At 67.0% G+C, this 26,151-nt stretch carries 27 protein-coding genes and 1 tRNA gene; 9 read left to right on the top strand and 19 right to left on the bottom strand.

Annotated elements, in window-relative coordinates; translation table 11 throughout:
- Positions 1-146 precede the first annotated feature (146 nt).
- From lolD to AC10QF_RS15305, 9 genes are all read right to left on the bottom strand, one after another.
- Positions 147-860 (bottom strand): lipoprotein-releasing ABC transporter ATP-binding protein LolD, encoded by a 714-nt coding sequence (lolD, locus tag AC10QF_RS15345; protein WP_032954095.1) that lies wholly within the window; start codon positions 858-860, stop codon positions 147-149.
- Entirely contained in the window at positions 853-2,094 is a 1,242-nt protein-coding gene (locus tag AC10QF_RS15340) for a lipoprotein-releasing ABC transporter permease subunit (protein ID WP_053500548.1), read from the bottom strand. The genes lolD and AC10QF_RS15340 overlap by 8 nt, the downstream gene beginning before the upstream one ends.
- A 23-nt stretch (positions 2,095-2,117) precedes the next feature.
- Positions 2,118-2,567: a hypothetical protein gene (locus AC10QF_RS15335; RefSeq protein WP_095377449.1), complete on the bottom strand. Its 450-nt coding sequence runs from the start codon at positions 2,565-2,567 to the stop codon at positions 2,118-2,120.
- Entirely contained in the window at positions 2,518-2,766 is a 249-nt protein-coding gene (locus AC10QF_RS15330; RefSeq protein ID WP_005416134.1) for an FAD assembly factor SdhE, read from the bottom strand. Before AC10QF_RS15330 ends, AC10QF_RS15335 begins: the two co-directional genes overlap by 50 nt.
- Positions 2,767-2,864: 98 nt before the next feature.
- Positions 2,865-3,650 carry a succinate dehydrogenase iron-sulfur subunit gene (locus tag AC10QF_RS15325; RefSeq protein WP_005409079.1) on the bottom strand — a complete coding sequence of 262 codons (786 nt, stop codon included), beginning with the start codon at positions 3,648-3,650 and terminating at the stop codon, positions 2,865-2,867.
- Positions 3,651-3,716: 66 nt separating this feature from the next.
- Positions 3,717-5,507, bottom strand: coding sequence for a succinate dehydrogenase flavoprotein subunit (gene sdhA, locus AC10QF_RS15320; protein ID WP_014036803.1), 1,791 nt, complete (start codon positions 5,505-5,507; stop codon positions 3,717-3,719).
- Between the two features lie 31 nt (positions 5,508-5,538).
- Positions 5,539-5,925: a succinate dehydrogenase, hydrophobic membrane anchor protein gene (gene sdhD, locus AC10QF_RS15315; RefSeq protein ID WP_005409077.1), complete on the bottom strand. Its 387-nt coding sequence runs from the start codon at positions 5,923-5,925 to the stop codon at positions 5,539-5,541.
- The gene (sdhC, locus tag AC10QF_RS15310) at positions 5,922-6,314 is read right to left on the bottom strand and encodes a succinate dehydrogenase, cytochrome b556 subunit (protein WP_005416132.1); all 393 of its coding nucleotides are present in this window, start codon (positions 6,312-6,314) and stop codon (positions 5,922-5,924) included. Before sdhC ends, sdhD begins: the two co-directional genes overlap by 4 nt.
- A 56-nt stretch (positions 6,315-6,370) precedes the next feature.
- On the bottom strand, positions 6,371-6,541 hold the full coding sequence (locus AC10QF_RS15305) for a DUF1674 domain-containing protein (protein ID WP_005409075.1): 171 nt from the start codon (positions 6,539-6,541) through the stop codon (positions 6,371-6,373).
- A gap of 39 nt (positions 6,542-6,580) precedes the next feature.
- Here AC10QF_RS15305 and ygfZ point away from each other — a divergent pair, with 39 nt between their 5' ends.
- Positions 6,581-7,456, top strand: a complete 876-nt coding sequence (ygfZ, locus tag AC10QF_RS15300) for a CAF17-like 4Fe-4S cluster assembly/insertion protein YgfZ (RefSeq protein WP_494542463.1) — start codon at positions 6,581-6,583, stop codon at positions 7,454-7,456.
- 113 nt (positions 7,457-7,569) lie between these two features.
- Here ygfZ and AC10QF_RS15295 read toward each other — a convergent pair whose 3' ends face one another.
- Positions 7,570-8,652 (bottom strand): ABC transporter ATP-binding protein, encoded by a 1,083-nt coding sequence (locus AC10QF_RS15295; protein ID WP_494542462.1) that lies wholly within the window; start codon positions 8,650-8,652, stop codon positions 7,570-7,572.
- Between the two features lie 352 nt (positions 8,653-9,004).
- On the opposite strand from AC10QF_RS15295, the gene zwf reads away from it, so the two are divergent.
- The 5 genes from zwf (at position 9,005) to eda (ending at position 15,082) form a co-directional block, all read left to right on the top strand.
- Complete coding sequence (zwf, locus tag AC10QF_RS15290; protein ID WP_005416129.1) at positions 9,005-10,441, top strand: glucose-6-phosphate dehydrogenase; 1,437 nt, start codon at positions 9,005-9,007, stop codon at positions 10,439-10,441.
- Positions 10,438-11,445 carry a glucokinase gene (gene glk, locus AC10QF_RS15285; RefSeq protein ID WP_005416128.1) on the top strand — a complete coding sequence of 336 codons (1,008 nt, stop codon included), beginning with the start codon at positions 10,438-10,440 and terminating at the stop codon, positions 11,443-11,445. Before zwf ends, glk begins: the two co-directional genes overlap by 4 nt.
- Positions 11,442-12,164, top strand: coding sequence for a 6-phosphogluconolactonase (gene pgl, locus AC10QF_RS15280; protein WP_005416127.1), 723 nt, complete (start codon positions 11,442-11,444; stop codon positions 12,162-12,164). Before glk ends, pgl begins: the two co-directional genes overlap by 4 nt.
- A 58-nt stretch (positions 12,165-12,222) precedes the next feature.
- On the top strand, positions 12,223-14,139 hold the full coding sequence (edd, locus tag AC10QF_RS15275) for a phosphogluconate dehydratase (RefSeq protein ID WP_005416126.1): 1,917 nt from the start codon (positions 12,223-12,225) through the stop codon (positions 14,137-14,139).
- Between the two features lie 283 nt (positions 14,140-14,422).
- Entirely contained in the window at positions 14,423-15,082 is a 660-nt protein-coding gene (gene eda, locus AC10QF_RS15270) for a bifunctional 4-hydroxy-2-oxoglutarate aldolase/2-dehydro-3-deoxy-phosphogluconate aldolase (protein WP_049429315.1), read from the top strand.
- A 291-nt stretch (positions 15,083-15,373) separates the two neighbouring features.
- Here the strand turns inward: eda and AC10QF_RS15265 are convergent, their stop codons facing one another.
- The 3 genes from AC10QF_RS15265 to ispG form a co-directional block, all read right to left on the bottom strand.
- Positions 15,374-16,021 carry a response regulator gene (locus tag AC10QF_RS15265; protein WP_005416124.1) on the bottom strand — a complete coding sequence of 216 codons (648 nt, stop codon included), beginning with the start codon at positions 16,019-16,021 and terminating at the stop codon, positions 15,374-15,376.
- A gap of 170 nt (positions 16,022-16,191) precedes the next feature.
- A complete protein-coding gene (locus AC10QF_RS15260) occupies positions 16,192-16,971 on the bottom strand; it encodes a phosphatase PAP2 family protein (RefSeq protein WP_494542461.1) in 780 nt (259 codons plus the stop codon).
- Positions 16,952-18,217 carry a flavodoxin-dependent (E)-4-hydroxy-3-methylbut-2-enyl-diphosphate synthase gene (gene ispG, locus AC10QF_RS15255; RefSeq protein WP_494542460.1) on the bottom strand — a complete coding sequence of 422 codons (1,266 nt, stop codon included), beginning with the start codon at positions 18,215-18,217 and terminating at the stop codon, positions 16,952-16,954. The genes AC10QF_RS15260 and ispG overlap by 20 nt, the downstream gene beginning before the upstream one ends.
- Positions 18,218-18,331: 114 nt before the next feature.
- Between ispG and AC10QF_RS15250 the strand changes: the two genes are divergently transcribed.
- On the top strand, positions 18,332-19,558 hold the full coding sequence (locus AC10QF_RS15250) for an ATP-binding protein (protein WP_005416121.1): 1,227 nt from the start codon (positions 18,332-18,334) through the stop codon (positions 19,556-19,558).
- Complete coding sequence (locus tag AC10QF_RS15245; protein ID WP_005409063.1) at positions 19,555-20,118, top strand: response regulator transcription factor; 564 nt, start codon at positions 19,555-19,557, stop codon at positions 20,116-20,118. Before AC10QF_RS15250 ends, AC10QF_RS15245 begins: the two co-directional genes overlap by 4 nt.
- 102 nt (positions 20,119-20,220) lie before the next feature.
- On the opposite strand, the gene pgi is transcribed toward AC10QF_RS15245, so the two are convergent.
- The 6 genes from pgi to pcnB form a co-directional block, all read right to left on the bottom strand.
- Entirely contained in the window at positions 20,221-21,735 is a 1,515-nt protein-coding gene (gene pgi / locus AC10QF_RS15240) for a glucose-6-phosphate isomerase (protein WP_494542459.1), read from the bottom strand.
- On the bottom strand, positions 21,732-22,112 hold the full coding sequence (gene panD, locus AC10QF_RS15235) for an aspartate 1-decarboxylase (RefSeq protein ID WP_005409061.1): 381 nt from the start codon (positions 22,110-22,112) through the stop codon (positions 21,732-21,734). Before panD ends, pgi begins: the two co-directional genes overlap by 4 nt.
- Before the next feature lie 161 nt (positions 22,113-22,273).
- The gene (gene panC, locus AC10QF_RS15230; protein WP_171958211.1) at positions 22,274-23,113 is read right to left on the bottom strand and encodes a pantoate--beta-alanine ligase; all 840 of its coding nucleotides are present in this window, start codon (positions 23,111-23,113) and stop codon (positions 22,274-22,276) included.
- Positions 23,110-23,925, bottom strand: a complete 816-nt coding sequence (gene panB, locus AC10QF_RS15225) for a 3-methyl-2-oxobutanoate hydroxymethyltransferase (RefSeq protein WP_494542458.1) — start codon at positions 23,923-23,925, stop codon at positions 23,110-23,112. The genes panC and panB overlap by 4 nt, the downstream gene beginning before the upstream one ends.
- A 33-nt stretch (positions 23,926-23,958) precedes the next feature.
- Positions 23,959-24,444 carry a 2-amino-4-hydroxy-6-hydroxymethyldihydropteridine diphosphokinase gene (gene folK, locus AC10QF_RS15220; RefSeq protein WP_069137889.1) on the bottom strand — a complete coding sequence of 162 codons (486 nt, stop codon included), beginning with the start codon at positions 24,442-24,444 and terminating at the stop codon, positions 23,959-23,961.
- A gap of 3 nt (positions 24,445-24,447) precedes the next feature.
- The gene (pcnB, locus tag AC10QF_RS15215; protein ID WP_069138026.1) at positions 24,448-25,821 is read right to left on the bottom strand and encodes a polynucleotide adenylyltransferase PcnB; all 1,374 of its coding nucleotides are present in this window, start codon (positions 25,819-25,821) and stop codon (positions 24,448-24,450) included.
- 52 nt (positions 25,822-25,873) lie between these two features.
- On the opposite strand from pcnB, the gene AC10QF_RS15210 reads away from it, so the two are divergent.
- Positions 25,874-25,948 (top strand) — tRNA-Glu (locus AC10QF_RS15210).
- Positions 25,949-26,151: the final 203 nt, after the last annotated feature.

Genomic DNA, 26,151 nt, shown 5'->3' with positions numbered 1-26,151 from the left:
TGGCAACGCCGGCGCGACGGCTCGCGCCCCATTCAGCCGCCGGTCGGCGGCTACTGGCCGGACCACGGTAGACGCCAACCTTGGTTGGCGCTTGCCCTGCAGGAGCAGCCGACCAAGGCCGGCCTCTACCAAAGCGGTCCCAGCACTCAGACGTCGGCGTGGGCCAGCGCGTGCAGGCGCCCTTCGCGCAGCTCCAGCACCCGGTCCAGGCGCCGCGCCAGGCTGCGGTCGTGGGTCACCAGCACCAGGCTGGTATGGCGCGCGCGGTTGAGTTCCAGCATCAGCTCGAACACGGTGCCGGCGGTGCGGTCATCCAGGTTGCCGGTCGGCTCGTCGCCGAGCACGCAGGCCGGATGGTTGACCAGCGCACGCGCCACTGCGGCACGTTGGCGTTCGCCGCCGGACAGCTCGCCCGGCTTGTGGTCCAGGCGATGGCCGAGGCCGACCGCTTCCAGCAGCGTGGTCGCCCGGCTGCTCGCCTCGGCCACGGCGGTGCCGGCCAGCAGCACCGGCATCATCACGTTTTCCAGCGCGGTGAATTCCGGCAGCAGGTGATGAAACTGGTAGACGAAGCCCAGCGCCTGGTTGCGCAGCAGACCGCGCGCGGTATCCGACAGCGCCGACATGCGCTGGCCGGTCACATACACTTCGCCGGCAGTCGGAATGTCCAGGCCGCCCAGCAGGTGCAGCAGCGTGCTCTTGCCGGCACCGGAGGCACCGATGATCGCCACCGTCTCGCCAGCAGTCACGGTCAGGTCCAGCCCATCGAACACCGGCGTCTGCATGCGCCCTTCGGCATAGGTCTTGCCCAGCGCTTCGGCGCGGATCACTTCATCGCCGCGGTTGACGACCTTATTCATAACGCAGGGCCTCCGCCGGCTGGGTGCGTGCTGCCCGCCAGGCGGGATACAGGGTGGCCAGGAAGCTCATCAGCAGCGCGACCACTGTGATCGCCACCACGTCGCCGGTCTGCATGTCGGTCGGCAGGCCGGTGATGTAGTACACATCCTCCGGCAGCAGCTTGACGTTGAACACGCTCTCGATGGCGCCGAGGATGCGTTCCAGGTTGAGGGTCAGGGTGATGCCACCGATCAGGCCGGCCAGCGTGCCGAAGATGCCGATCAACGAGCCCTGCACCATGAACACCTGCATCACCCCGCCCGGGGTCAGGCCCAGGGTGCGCAGGATGGCAATGTCGGCCTGCTTGTCGGTCACCAGCATCACCTGCGAGGACACCAGGTTGAAGGCCCCCATGGCGATGATCAGCGACAGCAGGATGCCCATCACCACCTTCTCCATGCGCAGCGAGTGGTAGAGATTGGCGTTCTGCTGCGTCCAGTCACTCACGCGATAGGCGCCACCGAGGCTCTGCGCCAGATCCACGCCCACTTCCAGCGAACGGTCCATGTCGTGCAGCTTCAGCCGCACGCCGGTGGCGCCGTCGCTACGCAGCACGCGCTCAAGGTCCTGCATGTTGGCGAAGCCGACGCCGCGATCGACCTCGTTGTACCCGGCCTCGAAGATGCCGCTGACGGTGAAGCGCTTCATCCGTGGCACTGCACCGGCAGGCGTACCCTGCACTTCGGCAAAAGTCACCAGCACCTGGTCGCCAACGTCCACGCCCAGCCAGATCGCCAGCTCCTTGCCCAGCAGCAGGTTGAAGCTGCCCGGCTTGAGGCTGTCATAGCTGCCCTTGGTGACCTTCCTGTCGATCACCGAGACTTTCGGCTCCAGGGCCGGATCGATGCCCTGGATGATCGCACCCTGCACGCGCGGGCCGCTGATCATCGACTGGATCTCGATGTACGGCGCGGCACCCGCCACGCGCGGATCCTTGCGGGCGACATCGACCACGCGCATCCAGTCCGGCATCGGTTCACCGTCGCGGCTGATGGTGGTGTGTGCGGTCATCTGCAGCAGGCGACTGCGGATTTCCTTCTGGAAACCGCTCATCACCGCAAGAGTGGTGATCAGCACCGTAACGCCGAGCGCGATGCCCAGGATCGATGCCATCGAGATGAAGGAGATGAAGCCGTTGCGGCGCTTGGCGCGCAGGTAGCGCAGGCCAATGGCCACGGGAATGGGTTTGAACATGCAGGCACGCCGGTCAATTCAGCTTATGGTGCCATCGACCGGGGCTGACGGGAAACGCTGCGTGCGGCCACGGCCAGTCGCAGTTCACGTCGCTGCCCGGAATCGAGCACATCCGGCCAGAACAGCAGGCGCCGGCGGCGCCGATCCTCACGCCAGAGCAACAACAGCCATGGGCCACGCACCACCAGCCTTGGCGTATCGACGTCCCGCCCGGCCACCTGCAGTGGCCCGGGAAGCGGAGGCAGAAGCACCTGCACGCGCGGCCGGCGCTGGCGCCAGGCCAGTTCGGCCAACCCGACGCCCCAGGCCAGCAGCAGCGCGGGCATCAGCAGCCGCGCAGGCAGATCGGAGGCACGCAGCAACCAGGGGGCGGCCAGCAGCACCACGACCTGGGCGGCGGCCTGCAGCCGCGAGGGGCGCCACTCAAGGCTTGAGGGCGAGGATCTTCTGCATGAGGGGGATCGCGTGCGCATGCGGGCAGGCCTCATAGCCCATGAACCAGCGCCACAACTTATCGTCCTCGCAGTCGAGCAGGAACAGGAAAACCTCGCGCTCTTCGGTCGGCGCAGTGCGCCATTCGTGGTCCAGGTAGCGGCCAAACAGCTGGTCCAGTTCTCGCATGCCGCGGCGGCAGCGCCAGCGCAGCTTCTTCAGCAGGACATCGTCTTCCATCGTGCTTCTCCAGATACAGCAAAGCCACGCATGGCGTGGCTCTACTGGGTGGTGCAGCCTCGCGTGGCGTGGCTCCACCGGGTACTGCCAGGCCTGTATCAGGCGCGGCGCTCCATCATCAGCTTCTTGATCTCGGCGATCGCCAGCGCCGGGTTCAGGCCCTTCGGGCAGGTCCGGGCACAGTTCATGATGGTGTGGCAGCGGTACAGCTTGAACGGATCTTCCAGATCGTCCAGGCGCGCGCCGGTGTCCTCATCGCGCGAGTCGATGATCCAGCGATAGGCCTGCAGCAGGATCGCCGGGCCCAGGTAACGCTCGCCGTTCCACCAGTAGCTCGGGCAGCTGGTCGAGCAGCAGGCGCACAGGATGCACTCATACAGGCCGTCGAGCTTCTTGCGGTCTTCCGGCGACTGCAGGCGCTCACGGTCCGGCGGTGCCGGGGTCTGGGTGCGGATCCACGGCTTGATCGAGGCGTACTGCGCGTAGAAGTGGGTCAGGTCCGGAACCAGATCCTTGACCACGTTCATGTGCGGCAGCGGGTAGATCGGCACTTCCTTCTTGCCGCAGTCCGAGATGGCTCGGGTGCAGGCCAGGGTGTTGGTGCCGTCGATGTTCATCGCGCACGAACCACAGATGCCTTCGCGGCAGGAGCGGCGGAAGGTCAGGGTCGGGTCGATCTCGTTCTTGATCTTGATCAGGGCGTCCAGGACCATCGGGCCACAGGCGTCCAGATCGACTTCATAGGTATCGGTGCGCGGGTTGCTGTCGTCGTCCGGACTCCAGCGGTAGATCTTGAAGGTGCGCACATTCTTGCCGCCGTTCTTGACGGGGAAGTGCTTGCCCTTCGTGATCTTGGAATTCTTGGGGAGTGAAAACTCGGCCATGGCTGCTCTCGTTGGCTCAGGCGGCCCGCGCCCGTGGGCGCGGATTGCATGGTAGGCGGGGTCGGATCAGTACACGCGCGGCTTCGGCGGCACCACGGACACGTCGTCGGTCAACGTGTACATGTGCACCGGACGGTAGTCGAAGCTGCACTTGCCCTTCTCGTCGACGCTGACCAGGGTGTGCTTCTGCCAGTTGACGTCGTCGCGGTCCGGATAGTCCTCGTGCGCATGCGCACCGCGGCTTTCCTTGCGCTGTTCAGCCGAGTTGATCGTCGCCACCGCGTTGAGCAGCAGGTTGTTCAGCTCGTAGGTCTCGATCAGGTCCGAGTTCCAGACCAGCGAACGGTCGGAGACCTTCACGTCCTGGAACGAGTCGAAGATCTTGTCCATCTTCTCGCAGCCTTCCTTCAGCGTCTGGCTGGTGCGGAAGACGGCCGCGTCGGCCTGCATGGTGCGCTGCATGCGGTCGCGGATGACCGAGGTCGGGGTATCGCCGTTGGCGTGGCGCAGCTTGTCCAGCAGGCCCAGCGCCTTGTCGCAGGCATCGGCCGGCAGCGGCTTGTGCGCGGCGCCCGGCTTGATGGTCTCGGCGCAGCGGTTGGCCACCGCACGGCCGAACACCACCAGGTCGAGCAGCGAGTTCGAGCCCAGGCGGTTGGCGCCGTGCACGGACACGCAGGCCGCTTCGCCGATGGCGTACAGCCCCGGCACCACGGCGTTGTCGTTGTCGCCGACCTTCTGCACCACTTCACCGTGGTAGTTGGTCGGGATGCCGCCCATGTTGTAGTGCACGGTCGGAATGACCGGGATCGGCTGCTTGTGCACGTCGACGCCTGCGAAGATGCGGGCGCTCTCGGCGATGCCCGGCAGCTTCTCGTCGATCACGCCCGGGCCGAGGTGGGTCAGGTCGAGCAGGATGTGATCCTTGTGCTCGCCGACGCCGCGGCCTTCGCGGATCTCGATGGTCATCGAACGGCTGACCACGTCGCGCGAGGCCAGGTCCTTGTAGTGCGGTGCATAGCGCTCCATGAAGCGCTCGCCGCTGCTGTTGCGCAGGATGCCGCCTTCACCGCGGACACCCTCGGTGATCAGGCAGCCGGCGCCGTAGATGCCGGTCGGGTGGAACTGCACGAACTCCATGTCCTGCATGGCGATGCCGGCACGCATGGCAAGGCCGCCACCGTCGCCGGTGCAGGTGTGCGCCGAGGTAGCGCTGAAGTAGGCACGGCCGTAGCCGCCGGTGGCCAGCACCACGCCCTGGGCGCGGAACAGGTGCAGCGTGCCATCGGACATGTCCAGGGCCAGCACGCCGCGGCAGGCGCCTTCGTCGTCGAAGATCAGGTCGAGCGCGAAGTACTCGATCATGAAGCGCGCATCGTGCTTCAGCGACTGCTGGTACAGGGTGTGCAGCATCGCGTGGCCGGTACGGTCGGCCGCCGCGCAGGTACGCTGCGCCGCCGGGCCTTCGCCGTACTTGGTGGTCATGCCACCGAACGGACGCTGGTAGATCTTGCCTTCGGCGGTGCGCGAGAACGGCACGCCGTAGTGTTCGAGTTCGATGATGGCCGGGATGGCCTCACGGCACATGTACTCGATGGCGTCCTGGTCACCCAGCCAGTCCGAACCCTTGATGGTGTCGAAGAAGTGGTAGCGCCAGTCGTCCTCGCCCATGTTGCCGAGTGCGGCCGAAATACCGCCCTGGGCGGCGACGGTGTGCGAACGGGTCGGGAAGACCTTGGTCAGGCACACGGTCTGCAGGCCCTTGGCGGCCAGGCCGAACGTGGCGCGCAGGCCGGCACCGCCGGCGCCGACCACGACCATGTCGTACTTGTGTTCGGTGATCTTGTAAGCGGACATCTAATCTGGATTCCTGTGTAGGTGCCTGGGCTCAGGCAACGCCGAGGGCGATGCGGCCCACCGCAAACACACTGACGATCATGCCGAGCACGGCGACGAACTTCACCGCGGTCTGCAGCACCAGGGCCAGCAGCGATTCGTGGATGTAGTCTTCCAGCACGACCTGCATGCCGAGCTGCGCGTGCCAGAACATGGCGATCAGCAGGCCGATCAGCGGCACTGCATTCCACGGCTTGGCCACGGCGGCGGCGGCGGTCGCGTAATCCGAGCCCAGCAGGCCCAGTACGAAGACCAGGAACCAGATGCCCAGCACCACCAGCGCGGCGGCGGTCAGGCGCTGGTGCACGAAATGCTCGGTGCCGGTCTTGGCCGAGCCCAGGCCGCGCACGTTCTTCAGCGGGGTACGGAACTTGCTCACGCGGCACCTCCGAACATCACATAGGCCCACACCAGCAGGGTGATCACCAGGCTGCCGATGACCGACAGCCAGCTGCTGCGGATGAAGGCAGGGATGCTGAAGCCGATGGCGAAGTCCTGCACTACATGGCGGATGCCATTGCACAGGTGATAGGCGAACGACCATGTCCACGCGAACAGGAACACGCGGCCATACCAGGCCCCGGCATGGCCGGTGAAGCAGTTCCAGGACTCGGGCCCCATCATCAGGGCCAGCAGGCCGGCAGCGATGATGAGGGCACCAACAGACAGAAAGATGCCAGTGGCTCGATGCAGGATCGAGGTGGCCATCTGAATCTGCCAGCGATACACCTGAAGGTGCGGGGAAAGTGGGCGTTGTCTGGTCGCCATTCGCTGGGCTCGTTGTCTCGGCTGGGCGGCACGCGGCCGCGTTGGCTCAATGCTGATCAGAAATCGATGCAGCGTCCGTTTTTCTCCCAATCGCCATACCGCACCGGATCAAGTCCGCCGCGGCCGCCGAATTCCTCTGCTTTTTCCTGTTCCACGGGCACGGGTGCCGCGGGGACCAGCGGGGCTTCAGATTCGTCGTCGGGAGTGGGGGTTGTTTGGCCTATCATGTTCGGTCTCGCAACGCACAAATTTTAGACCTCGTTCACGTGCCTGACAACCTGCCCCCTGCTTTCGTCGGATATCCGCGCCTGCCCGGCCACCAGCTGCTGAGCCTGCAGGGCCCGGATGCGGCCGCCTTCGCCCACGCCCAGTTCAGCAGCGATGTCACCGCCCTGCCCCTGCTGCACTGGCAGTGGAGCGCCTGGCTGAGTGCCAAGGGCCGCACCCTGGCAGTGTTCCAGCTGCTCCGGCTGGCCGACGATCACGTGATGCTGGTGCTGGCCGACGGCGATGCCGATGCGATTGCGTCGCAACTGCAGCGCTTCGTGTTCCGTCGCAAGGTGCAGGTACAGGTGCGCAGCGATCTGGCCGTGGCCGGTGCGTTCACTGCGCCCGAGGCTGCCAGCGGCGCCGCGATCGCGCACGCTGCAGGTGACGGCTGGGAGCTGGACCTGGGCAGCGACGCCCTGCCGCGCACCCTGCGCATCGGGGCGGCGGCTGCCGTTGCATCCGGCAGCGAAACCGATGAGGCCGCCTTCGCCCTCGCCTGGCGCCAGGCCGACCTGCGCTACGGATTGCCGCGCTTGGACGAAAGCCAGCGCGAAGTGTGGACCCCGCAGCAGCTGGGCCTGGACCGCCTGAATGGCTACAGCGTGAAGAAAGGCTGCTACCCGGGCCAGGAAATCGTCGCCCGCACCCACTTCCTCGGCAAGGCCAAGCGCGCGGTGCAGCTGCTGCATACTGCGGCACCGGCACAGGCCGGCGATGGCGTGCTGCAGGACGGCGCGACGCTGGGCACGATCGCCAGCGTAGCCGGTGACCTGGCGCTGGCGGTGCTGCCGCTGGAAGCTGGCGACGCCGAGCTGCAGGTGGGTGATGCCATTGCGCAGCGCGTGCCGCTGCTGGATGGCCTGGCCCGCTGAATCTGACGCGCCCTCATCCACGCACGGCGTGGATCTACTGACCGACCCGGTGGGTGCGGACCGTTGGTCCGCACTGCAACGAAGTAGCCGAGCATGGGCTCGGCTCTACAGAATCAGAGCCGCTCGCCGGTTTCCGGGTTGAAGAAATGCAGGCCCTGCGGGCGAATCGCCACGCGGATCTGCTCGCCCACTGCTGGCAGCGACTGCGGTGCCACGCGCATGGTCAGCGCATGCTGGCCACTGCTCAGATTGACGAAGATCTCGTTGCCGACCGGCTCGATGCCTTCGATGCGCGCGGTGAATGCATGCGCATCATCGGCAGCCGCCGGCTGCAGGTGCTCCGGGCGCACGCCCACCGCGATCGGCTTCTGCAGCCACGCCGGATCGATCGTCGCCTGGCCCAGCGGTGCACGCCATTCGCCGTCGACCACGCTCACGCCGCCGGCATCGCCCTGCAGCGTGCCACGCAGCACGTTCATCGCCGGGCTGCCGAGGAAACCGGCCACGAACAGGTTGGCCGGGCGATCGTACAGCGCCATCGGCGTATCGATCTGCTGGATGATGCCGTCCTTCAGCACCACGATGCGCTGGCCCAGGGTCATCGCTTCGACCTGGTCGTGCGTCACGTAGATCATGGTGGTGCCCAGCTTGCGGTGCAGCTGCGCGATCTCGGTACGCACGCTGTGGCGCAGCTTGGCGTCGAGGTTGGACAGCGGCTCGTCGAGCAGGAACACCGCCGGCTCGCGCACCAGCGCCCGGCCCAGTGCCACGCGCTGGCGCTGGCCACCGGACATCGCCTTGGGCAGCTTGTCCATCATCTCGGTCAGGCCCAGCGTCTGCGCCGCCTCGGCAATGCGCTTGTCGATGGTCGCCTTGTCATGCCCGCGCAGCTTCAGGCCGAAGGCCAGGTTCTCGGCCACGGTCATGTGCGGATACAACGCGTAGCTCTGGAACACCATGGCGATGTCGCGATCCTTCGGCGCCACGTCGTTGACCACGCGATCACCAATGGTCAGCGTGCCACCGCTGATCTCTTCCAGGCCCGCCACCATCCGCAACAGGGTCGACTTGCCACAGCCGGACGGACCGACCAGCACCATCAGCTCGCCATCGGCGACCTCGAAGGTGGCGTCCTTCACCGCGACCTGGCCGTTGTCATAGACCTTGCGCACACCCTGCAACTGCACTTTTGCCATATCACCTATCCGGTCCGCCCGAAGCCGGGCTGTCTTTTGGGACTGCCTCGGCCCTCCCGATGGCAGTGATGATTGCGCGCCTGCCGCATGACGGCGAGCACTGCAATCGAATACAGTTGCCCATTCTGCCATGTAAACGTTTTCACGTGGCACTATCCGATGATCGGTGCGCACCGATCTGCGTCGGCGGTTGAACGAAGGTTCCGCCGAGGTAGTGGTTTCGAATGGAACGGTCTTCCGCAACCCCGGAGATCGCCCCTGACGAACCTCGGACAGGCAGTTGCGCGGATGTCCCCCGAACCCAGCCATGAAGCGATTGACAACGATGTCACCCGGATCTGAAACTCGAGCGATGCACGACACCCTCTTCCTGTTCGGTGCCACAGGTGATCTGGCCCAGCGCTACCTGTTCCCTTCGCTGCTTCGCCTGCTTGGCGACGGCCTGCTGCCGGAGGACTTCCGCATCCGCGCACTGGCCCTGTCCGGGCATGACACCGAAGCCTTCCATGACATCCTGCGGCCGCGCCTGCAGCAGGCCATGCCGATGGCCACGCAGGACGACATCGCTGCCCTGCTGCGCCGTATCGACTACCGTTCGGTGGACCTGCGCGACGTCGACTCGGTTGCCGCTGCGGTCTCCGACCTGGTGCACCGCAAGTGCGTCAGCTACCTCGCCATTCCGCCGGGCCTGTACATTTCCACCTGCGAAGGCCTGGCCAAGGGCGGCGCCCTCGCCGCGCCGGCACGCCTGATGCTGGAGAAGCCGATCGGCAGCGACAGCGAGAGCGCCGAGGAAATCATCAGCACCATCGGCCAGTGGATCGACGAGGACCGCGTGTTCCGCCTCGACCACTACCTTGGCAAGGCGGCAGTGCAGAACCTGATCGCGCTGCGCTTCGGCAATACGCTGCTGGAAGCGGTGTGGAACCGCAACTACATCGAATCGGTGCACATACTGGTGGCCGAGAGCGAAGGCGTGGACGGCCGTGACGCCTACTACGCCCGCTCCGGCGCGCTGCGCGACATGGTGCAGAGCCACATCCTGCAGCTGCTGTGCATGGTGGCGATGGAACCGCCGGCGTCGCTGGAGGCCGACCGCATCCGCGACGAGAAGGTCAAGGTGCTGCGCGCCCTTCGCCCGCTCGACGCGAAGCACGCCGCGCGTGACAGCATCCGCGGCCGCTACACCGCCGGCACCATCAACGGCCAGCCGGCGCAGGCTTACCAGCCGCCGGAAGGCAGCGACGTGGAAACCTTCGCCGGTGTCACCGCGCATATCGACAACTGGCGCTGGAGCGGCGTGCCGTTCCATCTGGTCACCGGCAAGCGCCTGCCCGAGCGCACCACCCGCGTGGTGGTCACGCTGAAGCCGGTCACCCATTGGCTGTTCGAGCGCCCGCAGCGCGCGCAGGCCGCACCGAACCGCCTGGTGTTCCAGCTGCAGCCGCAGGAAAACATCGAACTGGGCCTGATGAGCAGCCTGGCCGGCCCGGAATGGGGCGCGCTGGAACTGCATCCGCTGGAACTGGAACTGTCAGTGCCAACCGGCCTGCATCGCCGCATCGCTTACGAGCGCCTGTTCCTGGATGCCTTCAATGGCAATCACACGCTGTTCGTGCGCGACGACGAAGTGCGTGCCGCGTGGGCCTGGATCGACAGCGTCGCCGACGCGTGGAAGGACGCCAAGCTGCCGCTGGAGCCCTACCCCGCCGGCCAATGGGGCCCGAGCAATGCCGGCGAGTTCCTGCCGCAGGGCGTGGACGCACCGGACAGCGGAGCGTCGGCATGAGCGCCAGCTCGCAGCCGGTGCTGGTGGCCGACATCGGCGGCACCAACGCCCGCTTCGCCCTGGCCGACACCTCGCAGGACGCGCCGCTGCGGAAGGACAGCATCCGCGAATACGCGGTGGCGGAGTTCCCTTCGCTGGGTGATGCCGCGCGCCACCATCTGGAACAGATCGGCGCCAGCGCAAGCCGCGGCGTGTTCGCAGTGGCCGGTCGCGTTGATGGCGATGAAGCGCGCATCACCAACCATCCGTGGGTGATCTCGCGCAACCGCACCGCAGCGATGCTCGGTTTCGACGAACTGCACCTGATCAACGACTTTGCCGCACAGGCGATGGCGATCTCACTGCTGCAGCCCGAGGACGTGGTCCAGGTCGGCGGTGCCGCCTGGGTTCCGGGCAAGCCGGGCCAGCCGCGCAACTACGCAGTGATCGGGCCGGGTACCGGCCTCGGCGTGGGCGGCCTGATCATGCGCCACGGCCGCTGCTATCCGCTGGAAACCGAAGGCGGCCATGTCAGTTTCCCGCCGGGAACTCCGGAAGAGATCCGCATCCTCGAGATCCTGTCCGAACAGTTCGGCCGCGTCTCCAACGAGCGCCTGATCTGTGGCCCCGGCCTGGTCAACATCCACCGCGCCGTGTGCGAGATGGCCGGTATCGACCCGGGCCAGCTGCAGCCGGTGGACGTGACCGCCCGTGCCCTGCACGGTGATCCGCAGGCAATGCGCACCGTGGACGTGTTCTGCGCCGTGTTCGGCGCCATCGCCGGTGACCTGGTGCTCACCCAGGGCGCCTGGGATGGCGTGTTCCTGACCGGTGGCCTGACCCCGAAGATGCTCGATTCGCTGCAGCACTCCGGTTTCCGCCAGCGCTTCGAACACAAGGGCCGCTTCTCCTCGATCATGGCGCGCGTACCCTCGTTGGCGGTGATGCATCCCCACGCCGGACTGCTGGGCGCCGCCGCCTATGCCACCGACGCCGAACGTGACGCACCAGGAGTTGCCGCATGAACCCCAGCTTCCACGACAACCGCATCGAGTTCATCCAGCACAGCGACGCCGACGGCTGGATCGAAGCGGTGGCCGCTGAGATGGCACGCACCCTCAACCACGACATCAATGAAGTGGGCCGCGCCCGCATCCTGTTGTCCGGCGGCACCACGCCGGCCCCGGTCTACCAGGCACTGGCCGAGCTGGACGTGCACTGGGACCGGGTTGAAGTGAGCCTGGCCGACGAGCGCTGGCTGTCGCCGCAGGACCGCGACAGCAACGCCTGGCTGGTGCGCGAGCACCTGCTCAAGCGTACCGAGGGCGCCCACTTCGATCCGCTGGTACGGATCGGCAAGCCACTGCCTGAATGCGTGTACACCGCCAACCTGCAGGCGCAGCACAGCCAGCCGCCGAGCCTGGTAGCGCTGGGCATGGGCAACGACGGGCACACCGCCTCGCTGTTCCCGGGCTCGAAAGACCTCGCACGCGCACTGGAAAGCACCCTGCCCTATGCCGCGCTGGATGCCACCGGCTGCCCAGGCGCGAACCAGTGGCCGCTGCGCATCACGCTGACCCCGCACGGCCTGCGCCAGTGCCGCCAGCGCCTGCTGCTGCTGCGTGGCAAGCAGAAGCTGCAGGTACTGCGCCAAGCGCTGGACAGCAACGACGCCCAGCAGTATCCGATCCTCAATGCGATCAACCTGGAAGGCGCGCGCCTGCGCGTCCACTGGGCTGATTGATGTCGGCGGCGGCGCCGTGCCGCCGCTTGCCTCTCGCCACCATGAACGCCGGTAGCCAATGAGCCTCCATCCTCAACTGCAAGCCATCACTGAGCGCGTCATCCGCCGCAGCGCCGCCTCGCGCGCCGCCTATCTGGCCGCGATCGATGCCTCCCTGCGTGAGGGCCCGTTCCGCAGCCGCCTGAGTTGCGGCAACCTCGCCCACGGGTTCGCCGCCTGCGGCGGCACCGACAAGAGCCGCCTGCGCGGCGGCGTGACGCCGAACCTGGGCATCATCACCGCCTACAACGACATGCTGTCGGCCCACCAGCCGTTCGAGACCTATCCCGAACAGATCCGCGACATCGCCCGCGAGCTGGGCGCCACCGCACAGGTCGCCGGCGGCGTCCCTGCGATGTGCGACGGTGTCACCCAGGGCCGTGGTGGCATGGAGCTGTCGCTGTTCTCGCGCGATGTCATTGCCCAGGCCACGGCCATCGGCCTCAGCCATGACATGTTCGATACCACCGTCTACCTCGGCGTGTGCGACAAGATCGTGCCGGGCCTGCTGATCGGTGCGCTGGCCTTCGGCCATCTGCCGGCGGTGTTCGTACCGGCCGGCCCGATGACCCCGGGCATCCCGAACAAGCAGAAGGCCGAAGTGCGCGAGCGCTACGCCGCCGGTGAGGCCACCCGCGAGGAGCTGCTGGAAGCCGAGTCCGCGTCGTACCACGGTGCGGGCACCTGCACCTTCTACGGCACGGCCAACTCCAACCAGGTGCTGCTGGAAGCCATGGGCGTGCAGTTGCCGGGCGCATCGTTCGTCAATCCGGGCACGCCGCTGCGCGACGCCCTGACCCGCGAGGCAACCGAACGCGCGCTGGACATCACCGCACTGGGCGACGACTTCCGCCCGCTGGGCCGGATCATCGACGAGCGCGCGATCATCAACGCGGTCATCGCGCTGATGGCCACTGGCGGTTCGACCAACCACACCATCCACTGGATCGCGGTGGCGCGTGCGGCCGGCATCGTGCTGACCTGGGACGACTTCGACGAACTGTCGCAGCTGATTCCGCTGCTGGCCCGTGTCTACCCGAACGGCGAGGCCGACGTGAACCGTTTCGCGGCCGCTGGCGGCCCGGCCTTCGTGTTCGGCGAGCTGATCAAGGCGGGCCTGATGCACGGCGATCTGGTCAGCGTCGCGCGTGGCGGCATGTCCGACTATGCGCGCGAGCCGCAACTGCGTGACGGCCGGCTGGTCTACCTGCCGGGCCTGGAACACAGCGCCGATGACGAAGTGGTTCGTGGCGTCGACAATCCGTTCGAGCACCAGGGTGGCCTGCGCCTGCTGCGTGGCAACCTCGGCAAGTCGCTGATCAAGCTGTCGGCGGTGAAACCGCAGTACCGGACGATCGAAGCACCTGCGGTGGTGGTCGATGCACCGCAGGTATTGAACAAGCTGCACGCCGGTGGCCTGCTGCCGCAGGACTTCGTGGCGGTGGTGCGCTACCAGGGCCCGCGTGCCAACGGCATGCCCGAACTGCATTCGCTGGCACCGCTGCTGGGCCTGCTGCAGAACCAGGGCCGGCGCGTGGCGCTGGTCACCGACGGCCGCCTGTCCGGTGCGTCGGGCAAGATCCCGGCGGCCATCCATGTGACGCCGGAAGCGGCGCGTGGTGGCCCGCTGGCCAAGGTCCGCGAGGGCGACATGATCCGCCTCGACGGCGAGGCCGGCACGCTGGAAGTGCTGGTGGACGCGGCGGAATGGGCAGCACGTCCGCTGGCGCCGAACACCGCGCCGGCCGCGCATGACCTGGGCCGCAACCTGTTCGCGATCAACCGTCGCGTGGTGGGCCCGGCCGACCAGGGCGCGATTTCGATTTCGTGCGGGCCGGCGGCGGCCGATGGCGGGCCGTGGGAGTACGACGCGGAGTATGAGCTGGGGCACGATGCCGCAGCGGCGGCGGCGCCGCATGAGGCGAAAGACGCCTGACGCGAAAAGCCGCGGCAGGCTTCCCGGCTTGGGCAGTAGAGCGCCCTGGCCGGGACACGCCGTAAACCCCCTACGGGGCCGGCCCAACCGCTGGCGGTTGGGCGTTCGGGCGCTTGCAAAGCGGTGCTTCGCAAGCAAAGCGCCCTCACCCATGGGGGCTCGATCGCGGCATTCATGCCGCTCACAGTCCCGGCCAGGGCGCTCTACTGCCCTTGGACAATTCCCGGCGCGTCATTTGCGCTGCGGCCACTGAATCAAGAAGAGCAAAGGCAAGGGCAAAAGCATGGGTATCGAACAACATCAGGTGAAGGCGGCGGAGCTGTTGCATGCGGCGGGCATCCTGCCGGTGGTGACGATTCATACGCTGGACCAGGCGCGAGCGGTCAGTGCGGCGCTGCTGGAAGGTGGTCTGCCGGCGATTGAGCTGACGCTGCGCACGCCGGTGGCGATGGAAGCGCTGGCAATGCTCAAGCGCGAGCTGCCGGACGTGGTGGTGGGTGCCGGTACGGTGCTGACCGTGGAGCAGATGCAGCAGTCGATCGATGCGGGTGCTGACTTCCTGGTGACCCCGGGGACGCCGCCGGCGCTGGCTGATGCACTTGCCGCTGCGCCGCTGCCGGTGGTGCCGGGTGCGGCGACGCCGACCGAGCTGCTGTCGCTCTACGCCCGCGGTTTCCGCGTGTGCAAGCTGTTCCCGGCCACAGCCGTGGGCGGGCTGGCGATGATCAAGGGACTGGCCGGCCCGGTTGCCGACCTCAAGCTGTGCCCGACCGGCGGCATCACCGAGAACACCGCCGCCGAGTACCTCGAGCAGAAGAACGTGGTCTGCATCGGTGGTTCGTGGATGGTGCCGGGCAACTGGATTGCCGACGGCGAATGGGACAAGGTGCGCGCCAGCGCCGCCGACGCCGCGAAGATCATCAAGCGCGTGCGCGGCCACTGACATGAAGATCGGGGTCAGAGCCCTTTCCCGCCGGGAAAGGGATCCGACCCCAGGCTGCGAGCGCGCACAGCGCGCGACCCGCTCCTGCTCTTCAATCTTCATTCCGCGGTGGCGGCGCACGGAAACTGTCGGTGGCCCTGCGGAGGGATTGCGCAGGGGCGTAAGCGCCATGGATGGCGCGCCGAGCCTTCAGGGATGGATTCACGGCGTCCCCTGCGCGGTCCCTCCGCAGGGCCAACCCCAGAAATCCAACCGCACCACCGCGAGGGGCTCAGCCGTTGGCCGAAACCCTTACAACGGCCGCGCCGGATCCACCAGCCCGTACTGGCTGGCCATGCGCGCCAGCGCGATGTTGTCGTGGATCCCCATCTTCTCGAACAACCGCGCCTTGTGCGTGTTCACCGTCTTCGCACTCAGGCTCAGGCGCCGCGCGATGTCTTCCTGGCGCAGGCCCTGGGTCAGCAGCAAGGCTACTTCCAGTTCGCGCGGCGACAGGCTGTCGAACGGCGATCCATTGCCCTCCACCGTCGACAGGGCCAGGTTCTGCGCGATGCTGGTGCCCAGGTAGCGACGGCCCATGGCCACATCGCGCACCGCGCGCAGCAGCTCCTGTGCATCGCAGCCCTTGCCGATGTAGCCCGCGGCCCCCGCCTCCAGCAAGCGCTTCGGCAGCGGCCCGTCTTCCAGCACCGATACGATCACCACGCGGGTGTTGCGGTGGCTGCGGACGATGCGCTCGGTCACTTCCATGCCACTCACACCGGGCAGGTGCAGGTCGCACAGCACCACGTCCGGCAACAGCTGGCGGACGTCGCGCAGTGCGTCTTCACCCGTCTCGGCTTCGCCCACCACCTCGATGTCGGTCTCCCCCGACAGGATCATCTTCATCCCGGTGCGGACCAGCGCATGGTCATCCACCAGGTAGACTCGAATCGTCATTCACGTACCTCTTCGAATGCGGCCATTGCAGGTCAAGCTAGGCAGGGCGCCGATACCCCTGCAAGCGCGTCCGGGACGCGATCCAGGCGTTCTGCCTTGCGCATCACAGTAACGCGCGTTGTGCTTGCCCCCTGTCTTGCAGAATCTGCTGCAACGAAACAACTGATCTATTACGTAGACGCCCCGGAAGGGTCATCCACGTCACCCCCCTGTGATGATGCTTCGCTGGCCGTCGCTGGCGGCGAATCCCGACGTCGCCAAGGATGCCGGCGACTGAACATGACCAGATAGCACCCTACCACCCAAACCAGCGCGGCACACCATCCGGCCAGGATGTCCGAGGGATAATGCACGCCCAGATAGACCCGTGAGACGCTCACCAGCAGGCTGAACGGGGGCGCCAGCAGCAGTACCGGCCAGCGCCAGCGGGTATTCCAGGCCAGCAGCACCAGGGTCGCGGCGAGGGTCATCGAGCCCATGGCGTGCCCGCTGGGGAAGCTGAACGTCGATTCCGGCGCAATCGACTCCCACAGGCTGGGGCGCTGGCGCTGGAAGAAGTGCTTGCTGCCCATGTTCAGCAACGCCGATCCCACGAAACTGACCGCGACGAAGGTCGCCTCGCGCCAGCGCCGGTAGCCCAGCAGCGCACCGATGATCAGCACGTCAGCAGGGATCAGGAACCACTCGTAGCCCAGTTTCGAGATGAGCACGAAGAAGCGGTCCAGCCATGGCGAATGCAGGCCATGCATCTGCCACAGCAGCGGCGCATCGAAATGGAACGATTCAAATTCGTGCACTTCGTCAGCCAGGGCGACGAAGCCCGCCAACGGCAGCAGTACGCCACCGAACAGCAGGACCAGGCGCCAGGCGTTGCGCGCCATCCAGTGGCGGAAACCGGAGGCCGACTCCAGAGCGGCGAGGATCGCAGGCTTATCCGGCGCTTCGGACATATTTGTGTTCGACGTAATCGTCGATCAGGGCGACGAACTCCTGGGCGATGTTGTCGCCACGCAGGGTCACCTTCTTCTCGCCATCGACGAATACCGGTGCTGCCGGCGTCTCGCCCGTGCCCGGCAGGGAGATGCCGATGTTGGCATGGCGCGACTCACCCGGCCCATTGACGATGCAGCCCATCACCGCCAGGGTCATGTTCTCCGCACCCGGGTGGTGGATCTTCCACAGCGGCATCTTCTCGCGCACATGGTTCTGCACCACTTTGGCCAGTTCCTGGAAGAACTCGGAGGTGGTGCGGCCGCAGCCCGGGCAGGCCGTGACCAGCGGCGTGAAGGCGCGCTGGCCGGTGGTCTGCAGCAGTTCCTGGGCGACGATCACTTCCTGCGTGCGCGACTGGCCCGGTTCCGGGGTCAGCGAGATGCGGATGGTGTCACCGATGCCTTCCTGCAGGAGCACGCTCAGCGCTGCCGACGAGGCGACGATGCCCTTGCTGCCGATACCGGCTTCGGTCAGGCCCAGGTGCAGGGCGAAGTCCGAGCGCTGGGCCAGGTCGCGGTACACCGCGATCAGTTCCTGCACGCCACTGACCTTGGCCGACAGCACGATCCGATCGCGCGGCAGGCCCAGTTCCACGGCCTGCTCGGCCGAATCCAGCGCCGAACGGATCAGCGCCTCACGCAGCACGCGGCCGGCGTCCCAGGGCTGCTCGCGCAGGTTGTTCTCGTCCATCAGCCTGGTCGCCAGGGCCTGGTCCAGCGAGCCCCAGTTGGCACCGATGCGCACCGGCTTGTTGTAGCGGATCGCGAACTCGATCAACTGGGCGAACTGCAGGTCCTTCTTCTTGCCGAAGCCGACATTGCCCGGGTTGATGCGGTACTTGGCCAACGCTTCCGCACATGCCGGTTCGGCGGTGAGCAGCTGGTGGCCGTTGTAGTGGAAGTCACCGATCAGCGGTACATCGATACCCATCATCGCCAGCTTGTCGACGATGCGCGGAATGGCCGCAGCGGCTTCCACGGTGTTGACGGTCAACCGCACCATCTCCGAACCTGCACGCCACAACTCGGCCACCTGCTTCACGCTGGAGGCCACGTCGGAGGTATCGGTGTTGGTCATCGACTGCACCACCACCGGCTTGCCTCCGCCTACGGTGACCCCGCCGATCTGGACGGCATGGGTCTGGCGACGGGGCCAGGCGGTGGCATCGGAGGGGGGAGTCGGGCGGGTGACGGCGTCGTGCATGGGCGCATTCTACCGCCCACTCCCGCATTCGGGGTGACTCGCATTCAGCCTGCGGCACGGCTGCGGCCGATTGTCGCAGGCATGTACACGCATGAACGCATACGATGAGCGTGAATGACCGGTCCCGACGCCCCGTTTCTCCGTACCCTGTGCAGCCTGCGCTGGCTTGCCGTAGGCGGCCAGGCCGCCACCATCCTGGTCGCGACCTGGGTGCTGGGCCTGCCGTTGCCGCAGCTGCCGTTGTGGGCCGGCGTGGCGGTGCTGGCCCTGTTCAACGTCTATACCCAGCTGCGCCCGGAAGCGGCCGACACTGCGCCGCTGACCGCATTCGGCCATATCCTGGTGGACGTGATCATCCTGACCTGGATGGTGGGCTGGAGCGGCGGCATGGCCAACCCGTTCAGTTCACTGTTCCTGATCCTGATCGCGCTGGCCGCCTTCGCCCTGCCCCTGCGCTGGGCATTGGCGGTCGCGCTGGCCTGCCTGCTCGGCTACGCCGCCAGCGGCATTTTCGGGCAGGCGCTGCCGGACGGCTACTTCCGCTCTCAGGACCTCAATCGCTGGGGCGTGGTCGCAAACTTCCTGATTTCCGCCACAGTGGTGCTGGCCTTTTCCACCCGCCTGGCACTGGCCCTGCGGGAGCGCGAACTGGAACTGTCGGCGCTGCGTGAGCGCTTCGCCCGCAACGAGGGCATCGTCGCCCTGGCCACCCATGCCGCCTCGGTCGCGCATGAGCTGAACACACCGCTGGCGACCATGACCCTGCTTGCCGACGATGTCGCCGAGCGCAGCGAAGAGCCTGAAGTGCGCGAAGACATGGAAACCCTGCGCGAGCTGCTGGTGCAGTGCCGGGAACGTGTGCTGGCGCTGGCCGCACCAGCCTCGGCCGACGCGCCGGGCCGCAGCCATTCCAGCGCCCAGCAGGTACTTGAACAATGGCGCCTGGTGCGGCCGACCATCGACCTGCACCGCAATGACGATGCGCCGCTGCGGCTGCCGCTCGACCCGGGCGTAGGCCATCTGTTGATGGTCCTGCTCAACAATGCCGCCGATGCCGGCGAGAAGGCCGGCCGGCCGCGCGTGGACCTGGACCTGCGCATCGAGGGCGACGACCTGATCGGCGAAGTACGCGACTACGGCCATGGTTTCGACGCCCGTGCCGCCGTGCTGCCGGGCAAGCTGTTCGGCAGCAGCAAGAGCGAGGGCATGGGCGTCGGCCTGGCCCTGTCCCATGCCACCATCGAACGCCTCGACGGCGAGATGTGGATGCGCCCGGCCCAGGGGGCCGGCAGCCGCGTCGGCTTCCGCCTGCCGCTGGCCCCACGCGAGGAAACCCCATGAGCGCCTCAACCCTTGGTCTGCTGGTCGACGACGACGAGCTGTACCTGCGCACCCTGCAGCGCAGCCTGGCCCGCAAGGGCCTGGAAACACAGACCGCACAGGATGCCGCCAGTGCCCTGGCACTGGCCCGCCAGCATCCGCCGGCGTTCGCGCTGATCGACCTGAAGCTGGGCAGCGATTCCGGCCTGGCGCTGATCCAGCCGCTGCGCGCACTGCGCGCGGACATGCGCATCCTGCTGGTGACCGGCTATGCCAGCATCGCCACCGCAGTGGAGGCGATCAAGCTGGGCGCGGATGATTACCTGCCGAAGCCGGCCACGGTGCCGATGATCCTGCGCGCCCTCGGTGAAGAGGACGACGGCCCGGCCGACGATGGCGAAATGGAAGTGCCCGATGCGATGACGCCGATCAGCCGCCTGCAGTGGGAACACATCCAGCAGGCGATGCACGAAACCGGCGGCAATGTCTCGGCCGCCGCGCGCCTGCTCGGCATGCACCGGCGTTCGCTCCAGCGCAAGCTGGCCAAGCGGCCCAGTCCGGAACGCGATCCGAGCCGGTGAGACGCCACGCCACGCGCCGGTAGTGCCGGCCGCTGGCCGGCAACCTCATGAACGCTGGACACGTCACCGGAATGCCGGCCAGCGGCCGGCACTACCCGGGCATCAGCGCTTCAGCTGCGCCAGGATCTCGCGGGTCATCGGGTCGGCAACCGCCACATCCTCGCCCTGCAGCGCCGGCAGCAGGCCACTGGCCAGCTGCTTGCCCAGTTCGACACCGAACTGGTCGAAGGCGTTGATGTTCCAGATCACCGACTGCACGTACACAGCGTGCTCGTACATGGCGATCAGTGCACCCAGCGCCTGCGGGGTCAGCGCGTCGAGCAGGATCAGCGTACTCGGCCGGCCCCCCGGGTAGTCGCGGTGCGGATCTTCGCTGCCCTGGCCATTGGCCAGCGCTTCGGTCTGCGCCAGCAGGTTGGCCAGCAAGGCCTGGTGATTGATCGTATAGGGATCATCGTTGTGCACACAGCCGATGAAGTCGGCCGGAACGACGCTGGTGCCCTGGTGCAACGCCTGGAAGAAGCTGTGCTGCACATCGGTGCCCGCCCCACCCCACCACACCGGCACGGTGTCGACGGTGACCGGCTGGCCGTCGCGCTGCACGCGCTTGCCCAGGCTTTCCATCACCAGCTGCTGAAGGTAAGCCGGCAGCAGCGCCAGGCGCTGGTCGTAGGTCATCACCGCGTGCGTGGCATGGCCCAGCAGGTTGCGGTTCCAGATGTCGGTGAGGCCATGCAGCACCGGCAGGTTGTGCTCCAGCGGTGCATCCAGCGCATGCGCATCCATCTGCGCCGCGCCTTCCAGCAGCTGTTCAAAGCGCTCGAAACCGATCGCCAGCGCGATCGGGAAACCAACCGCCGACCACAGCGAATAACGGCCACCGACCCAGTCCCACATCGGCAGCACGCGATCGGCGGCGATCGCGAAGGACTTGGCAGCGCGCTCCGGATTGGCGCTGACCGCATACAGACGCTCGCTGCCGCCCAGCCAGTCGTGCAGGATCTGGCCGTTGAGCAGCGTTTCCTGCGTGCCGAAGGTCTTGGAGATGAGGATGCCGGCGGTCTTCGCCGGATCCAGCGTGGCCAGCGTGCGCTGCATGGCGGCGCCGTCCACGTTCGACACGAAATGCACGCGCAGGCGCGCACCGCTGACCGGGCGCAGCGCATCGGCTACCAGGCGCGGGCCGAGGTCGGAACCCCCGATGCCGACACTGACCACATCGGTCACGCCGCTGTCTTCCAGCGCGCGCACCAGCACGCCCATGCGCTGGCGGATGCCACGCGCGGTGGCATAGGCCTCGGCTGCCACCGGCGCATCGACCACGTCGCCACGCAGCGCGGTATGCAGCGCGGCGCGGCCTTCGGTCAGATTGACCTGCTCGCCACGGAACAGCCGGGTGATGGCGCCACCGACATCACGCTCGGCAGCCAGCGCCAGCAACGCCTGCAGCGCCGCGGCATCGTATTTCTGCCGGGCGAAGTTGACGTACAACGGACCGACCCGCAGCGCCAGGTCCTGCACGCGGCCGGGTTCGGCGGCGAGCAGGCTGGGAATGCTTGCGCCCTTCAGGCGCTGGGCGTGGGAATGCAGCGAGTCGAATCCGTTGTTCGTTGTCATGCGGCCTGGGTCGGGATCGTGTCGTTGGTGTGGGTGATCTGGTTCTTGCCATCAACGTACACCAGCTTCGGCTTGAAGCTGTCAGCTTCCTGCTCGGTCATGCTGGCGAACGCGGCGATGATGATGATGTCACCGACCTGCACGTGGCGCGCGGCGCCACCGTTGAGCGAGACAACGCCGCTGCCGGCTTCGGCGCGGATGGCATAGGTCGAGAAGCGCGCACCGTTGGTCACGTCCCAGATGTGCACCTGTTCGAACTCGCGGATGCCAGTGGCAGCCAGCAGGTTGTCATCGATGGCGATCGAGCCTTCGTAGTTCAGCTCGGAATGGGTGACGGTGGCGCGGTGGATCTTGGTCTTGAGCAGGGACAGGTGCATGGGGGCGCTGCAACGGCAAAGGAAAGAGCGGATTCTAGCACCCGCACAGCGCCGGGCATTACGGCCGGCAACCTGTTCAGGTAGGCGGTGAAACCAGGGGCGGATCCCTTTTCCCCTGGGAAAGGGATCTGACCCCAAGCATCGCGCGGCGCCGCCGGAACTCAGAACTCCAGGTTGTCGATCAGCCGGGTGGTACCCAGCCGTGCGGCGATCAGCGCCACCCGGCCGCCGCCGTCGAAGGTCGGCTCGGCCAGCTCCGGAGTGCGCAGCACCGCGTAGTCAACCTGGAAACCGGCCGCCTGCAATGCGGCAGTGGCCTCAGCCTCGATGCGATCACGTGCCTGCCCGGCCACGTAGCCTTCGCGCATGCCCAGCAGGGTCCGGTGGATGGTGGTCGCGACCGGACGCTGTTCGGCGCTCAGGTACTGGTTGCGCGAGCTCTTGGCCAAGCCATCCTCGTCGCGCACGATCTCCGCACCAACAATCTGGATCGGGAACGACAGCTCGGCCACCATCTGCCTGATCACGGCAAGCTGCTGGTAGTCCTTGCGACCGAACACGGCCACCTCCGGCTGCACCTGCAGGAACAGGCGCGCCACCACCGTGCAGACGCCATCGAAGTGCCCCGGGCGGCTGGCACCTTCCAGCACTTCACTCACGCCCGGCGCGTGCACGCGCGTGGTCTTGTCCACGCCCAGCGGGTACATCGCCTCCACGCTGGGCAGCCACACCGCATCGCAGCCAGCCTGCTCCAGCCCGGCAACGTCGGCCTCGGGCGTGCGCGGGTAGCGGCTGAAGTCCTCGTTCGGCCCGAACTGGGTCGGGTTGACGAAGATGCTCGCCACCACCTTGTCGGCATACTGGCGGGCCAGGGCCACCAGCGAATGGTGGCCCCCATGCAGGTTGCCCATGGTCGGCACCAGCGCCACGCGCAGGCCCTCGCGCTTCCACTGGGCGATCTGCCCGCGCAACGCGCCGAGCTCGTTGAAGGTCTGGATCATTGGGCGTAGGCGTGCTGTTCGTCGGGGAAGCTGCCGTCGCGCACGGCGTCGGCAAATGCGCGGGTGGCACCGGCCACCGAGCCGCCTTCGGCAAGGAAATCCTTGACGAACTTGGGACGGCGATGGCCACTCTCCAGGCCAAGGAAATCGTGCAGCACCAGCACCTGGCCATCGCACTGCGGGCCCGCACCAATGCCGATGGTCGGCACATCCACCGCAGCGGTCACTTCGGCAGCGACCGGGGTCGGCACGCATTCAAGCACCATGATGCTGGCGCCTGCGGCGGCCACGGCCTTGGCATCCTCCACCAGCTGGCGCGCAGCATCGCCGCGGCCCTGGATCTTGAAGCCGCCCAGGCGCAGCACCGATTGCGGGGTCAGGCCCAGGTGCGCGCAGACCGGAATCTCGCGCTCGACCAGGTAGCGGATGATGTCGACCTTGAAGCCGGCACCTTCGATCTTGACCATCTCGGCACCGGCCTGCAGCAGCTGCAGCGAGGCATCCAGCGCGCGTTCCGGGGTGGCATCGGCACCGAACGGCAGGTCGGCCACCAGCAGCGCACGCTGCAGCACGCGGGCCACGGCGCGGGTGTGGTAGACCATGTCGGCCACGGTCACCGGCAGGGTCGAATCATGACCCTGCACGACCATGCCCAGCGAATCGCCGATCAGGATCAGGTCAACGCCGTTTGCGTCGAAAGTGCGGGCGAAGCCGGCGTCGTAGGCGGTCAACATGACCAGCTTCTGGCCATTGCGCTTGGCCTCGGCCAGGGCGGGAACGGTCCAGGGCTTGCTGTCTGCGTGGGTGCTCATGTGCTGATAACCGGGGAGATAACCCGGTCATTATCACCCTATCGGCGCAATCCCGCAGGCATCCACCCGCACCACTGCATCCCGCACGCTGCCATGACCGGGAATGGCCAGATCAGGCGCGATTTCGGCCAGTGGCACCAACACGAAGGCACGCTCGTGCAGGTAGGGATGAGGTACCTGCAGGCCGGGCAGGTCGATCACCTGCGTGCCGTACAGCAGCAGGTCCAGGTCCAGCGCGCGCGGCCCCCAGTGCACCGCCGGATCGCGCACGCGGCCAAAGCCCCGCTCCAGCGCCAGCATGGCATGCAGCAACTCATCGGCTGCCAAGGTGGTTTCGACCGCAGCCACGGCATTGACGAACGGCGGCTGGTCTTCATTGCCCCAGGCCGGGGTTGCATAGAGCCGCGAGGCCTGTCGCAGGCGCGTTCCCGGCAGGCCGTCCAGCGCGGCAATCGCCGCGCCCACGGTCGCGGCCGCGTCGCCAAGGTTGGCGCCGAGGCCGATCCAGGCGAGGGTCATCGCTTACTCGCCCGCCGCAGCAGCACCGGGACGTCGACGGCGACGGCGGCGCTTGCGCGGTGCCCCGCTCTCGTCATCGCCGTCTTCACTGTGCATCGCATCCAGCGACGACTCCAGCTCGCGACCGGACTGCGCCTGTACTTCGCGCCAGAACTCGACATCCACTGCATGCTCGGACGAAGCGACCTGGCGCAGGCTGAGGAAATCGAACGCGGCGCGGAAGCGCGGGTGGGTCAGGGTACGGAATACGCGCTTGCGCTGGCGCGAGCTGAAGCGCGACTGCAGCAGCCAGATCTCCTGCATCGGCAGCGAGAAGCGGCGCGGCAGCGCGATGGTGCTGAGCTGCTGCACGGTGACCCGGTCGGCGGCGCGGCGCTGCGCCTCTTCCGGTGCCACTCCCTGCTTGAGCAGGGTCGCCTGTGCGCGGCAGAACGCCGGCCACAGCAGCAATGCGAACAGGAACGCCGGCGAGACCGGCTCGTCGTTGGCCACGCGAGCATCGGTGTTGGCCAGGCCCTCGACCAGCATGCGGCGCAGCGCGCCGGTGCGGTTGGACTTCAGCGCCCTGGCGCTCTCCGGGAACAGCACGTCGAGCAGGCCGTAACGTTCAAGGCCTTCGAAGCTGGCCACGCCGTGCCCGGACAGGAACAGCTTGAGCACTTCCTCGAACAGGCGCGCCGGCGCGGCTTCGTTGAGCAGGCCGGCCAGGTGCGGGATGGGCGCGGCGGTACCCTCTTCGATCTGGAAGCCGAGCTTGGCCGCCAGGCGCACCGCACGCAGCATGCGCACCGGGTCTTCCCGATAACGCTGCTCGGGATCGCCGATCAGTTTCATCAGGCGCGCCTGGACGTCTTCGAAGCCGCCGGTGTAGTCGCGCACCGAGAAGTCCTCGATGGCGTAGTACAGGGCGTTGCAGGTGAAGTCTCGGCGGACCGCGTCGTCTTCGATGGTGCCGTACACGTTGTCGCGCACGAGCATGCCGTTTTCCATCTCGCGGTCGCCGCTGCCGTCATCGCTGTTGGCACGGAAGGTGGCGACTTCGATGATTTCGCGGCCGAACACAACGTGGGCGAGGCGGAACCGACGACCGATCAGGCGGCAGTTGCGGAACAGCTGCTTGACCTGTTCGGGCGTGGCATCGGTGGCCACGTCGAAATCCTTGGGTTGGCCATTGACCAGCAGGTCGCGCACCGCGCCGCCGACAAGGTAGGCGCCGAAGCCGGCATCGCGCAGGCGATAAAGCACGCGCAGGGCGTTCGGGCTGATGTCCTTGCGGGAGATCGTGTGCTGGTCGCGCGGGATGACGCGCAGGCTGAACGGTGATGTAGCAGGGGAAATGATGTTGGCGCTTCCGGTTGAAGTTTCGGGATTGCCCAATGGCATCGAGGTGCATATACTAGCGCTCCTGCCTCGGCAGCGACACAGTTACGCTCCCTTCGTCTAGTGGTTAGGACGTGGCCCTCTCAAGGCTAAAACAGGGGTTCGAGTCCCCTAGGGAGCGCCAGTCGCCGCAGCAGGAACCGAAAAAGCCCGCCTTGTGCGGGCTTTTCTGTTTTCCGGGATTTGCATTGGCATCGATCGGTTTGGTCGCAGTAGCGCCTCCCTTTTCCTGCGTTGAGGGGGCGGGCCACCCTGGCCTGGACACGCAAAAGCCCATCCATGGTGCTCGATGGCGCCATCCATGGCGCCAACGGTCCAGGCCAGGGT

The organism is Stenotrophomonas maltophilia complex sp. Om-AH-Sm3, assembly GCF_059337855.1.
The sequence above is the reverse complement of the archived record's forward strand: the minus strand, read 5'-3'. Positions and strand labels throughout refer to the sequence as shown.

Excerpts from the sequence above, each read along its gene's own strand:
- AC10QF_RS15250 (WP_005416121.1), top strand. The coding sequence starts at position 18,332 with ATGACCGGTCCCGACGCCCCGTTTCTCCGTACCCTGTGCAGCCTGCGC.
- eda (WP_049429315.1), top strand. The coding sequence starts at position 14,423 with ATGGGTATCGAACAACATCAGGTGAAGGCGGCGGAGCTGTTGCATGCG.
- folK (WP_069137889.1), bottom strand. The coding sequence starts at position 24,444 with ATGACCCTCGCCTGGATCGGCCTCGGCGCCAACCTTGGCGACGCGGCC.
- zwf (WP_005416129.1), top strand. The coding sequence starts at position 9,005 with ATGCACGACACCCTCTTCCTGTTCGGTGCCACAGGTGATCTGGCCCAG.
- pgl (WP_005416127.1), top strand. The coding sequence starts at position 11,442 with ATGAACCCCAGCTTCCACGACAACCGCATCGAGTTCATCCAGCACAGC.
- panB (WP_494542458.1), bottom strand. The coding sequence starts at position 23,925 with ATGAGCACCCACGCAGACAGCAAGCCCTGGACCGTTCCCGCCCTGGCC.
- panD (WP_005409061.1), bottom strand. The coding sequence starts at position 22,112 with ATGCACCTGTCCCTGCTCAAGACCAAGATCCACCGCGCCACCGTCACC.
- glk (WP_005416128.1), top strand. The coding sequence starts at position 10,438 with ATGAGCGCCAGCTCGCAGCCGGTGCTGGTGGCCGACATCGGCGGCACC.
- sdhA (WP_014036803.1), bottom strand. The coding sequence starts at position 5,507 with ATGTCCGCTTACAAGATCACCGAACACAAGTACGACATGGTCGTGGTC.
- pgi (WP_494542459.1), bottom strand. The coding sequence starts at position 21,735 with ATGACAACGAACAACGGATTCGACTCGCTGCATTCCCACGCCCAGCGC.
- AC10QF_RS15245 (WP_005409063.1), top strand. The coding sequence starts at position 19,555 with ATGAGCGCCTCAACCCTTGGTCTGCTGGTCGACGACGACGAGCTGTAC.
- AC10QF_RS15305 (WP_005409075.1), bottom strand. The coding sequence starts at position 6,541 with ATGATAGGCCAAACAACCCCCACTCCCGACGACGAATCTGAAGCCCCG.
- AC10QF_RS15260 (WP_494542461.1), bottom strand. The coding sequence starts at position 16,971 with ATGTCCGAAGCGCCGGATAAGCCTGCGATCCTCGCCGCTCTGGAGTCG.
- AC10QF_RS15325 (WP_005409079.1), bottom strand. The coding sequence starts at position 3,650 with ATGGCCGAGTTTTCACTCCCCAAGAATTCCAAGATCACGAAGGGCAAG.
- AC10QF_RS15265 (WP_005416124.1), bottom strand. The coding sequence starts at position 16,021 with ATGACGATTCGAGTCTACCTGGTGGATGACCATGCGCTGGTCCGCACC.
- sdhC (WP_005416132.1), bottom strand. The coding sequence starts at position 6,314 with ATGGCGACCAGACAACGCCCACTTTCCCCGCACCTTCAGGTGTATCGC.
- edd (WP_005416126.1), top strand. The coding sequence starts at position 12,223 with ATGAGCCTCCATCCTCAACTGCAAGCCATCACTGAGCGCGTCATCCGC.
- panC (WP_171958211.1), bottom strand. The coding sequence starts at position 23,113 with ATGATCCAGACCTTCAACGAGCTCGGCGCGTTGCGCGGGCAGATCGCC.
- AC10QF_RS15295 (WP_494542462.1), bottom strand. The coding sequence starts at position 8,652 with ATGGCAAAAGTGCAGTTGCAGGGTGTGCGCAAGGTCTATGACAACGGC.
- AC10QF_RS15330 (WP_005416134.1), bottom strand. The coding sequence starts at position 2,766 with ATGGAAGACGATGTCCTGCTGAAGAAGCTGCGCTGGCGCTGCCGCCGC.
- AC10QF_RS15340 (WP_053500548.1), bottom strand. The coding sequence starts at position 2,094 with ATGTTCAAACCCATTCCCGTGGCCATTGGCCTGCGCTACCTGCGCGCC.
- ispG (WP_494542460.1), bottom strand. The coding sequence starts at position 18,217 with ATGCACGACGCCGTCACCCGCCCGACTCCCCCCTCCGATGCCACCGCC.
- lolD (WP_032954095.1), bottom strand. The coding sequence starts at position 860 with ATGAATAAGGTCGTCAACCGCGGCGATGAAGTGATCCGCGCCGAAGCG.
- AC10QF_RS15335 (WP_095377449.1), bottom strand. The coding sequence starts at position 2,567 with ATGCGCACGCGATCCCCCTCATGCAGAAGATCCTCGCCCTCAAGCCTT.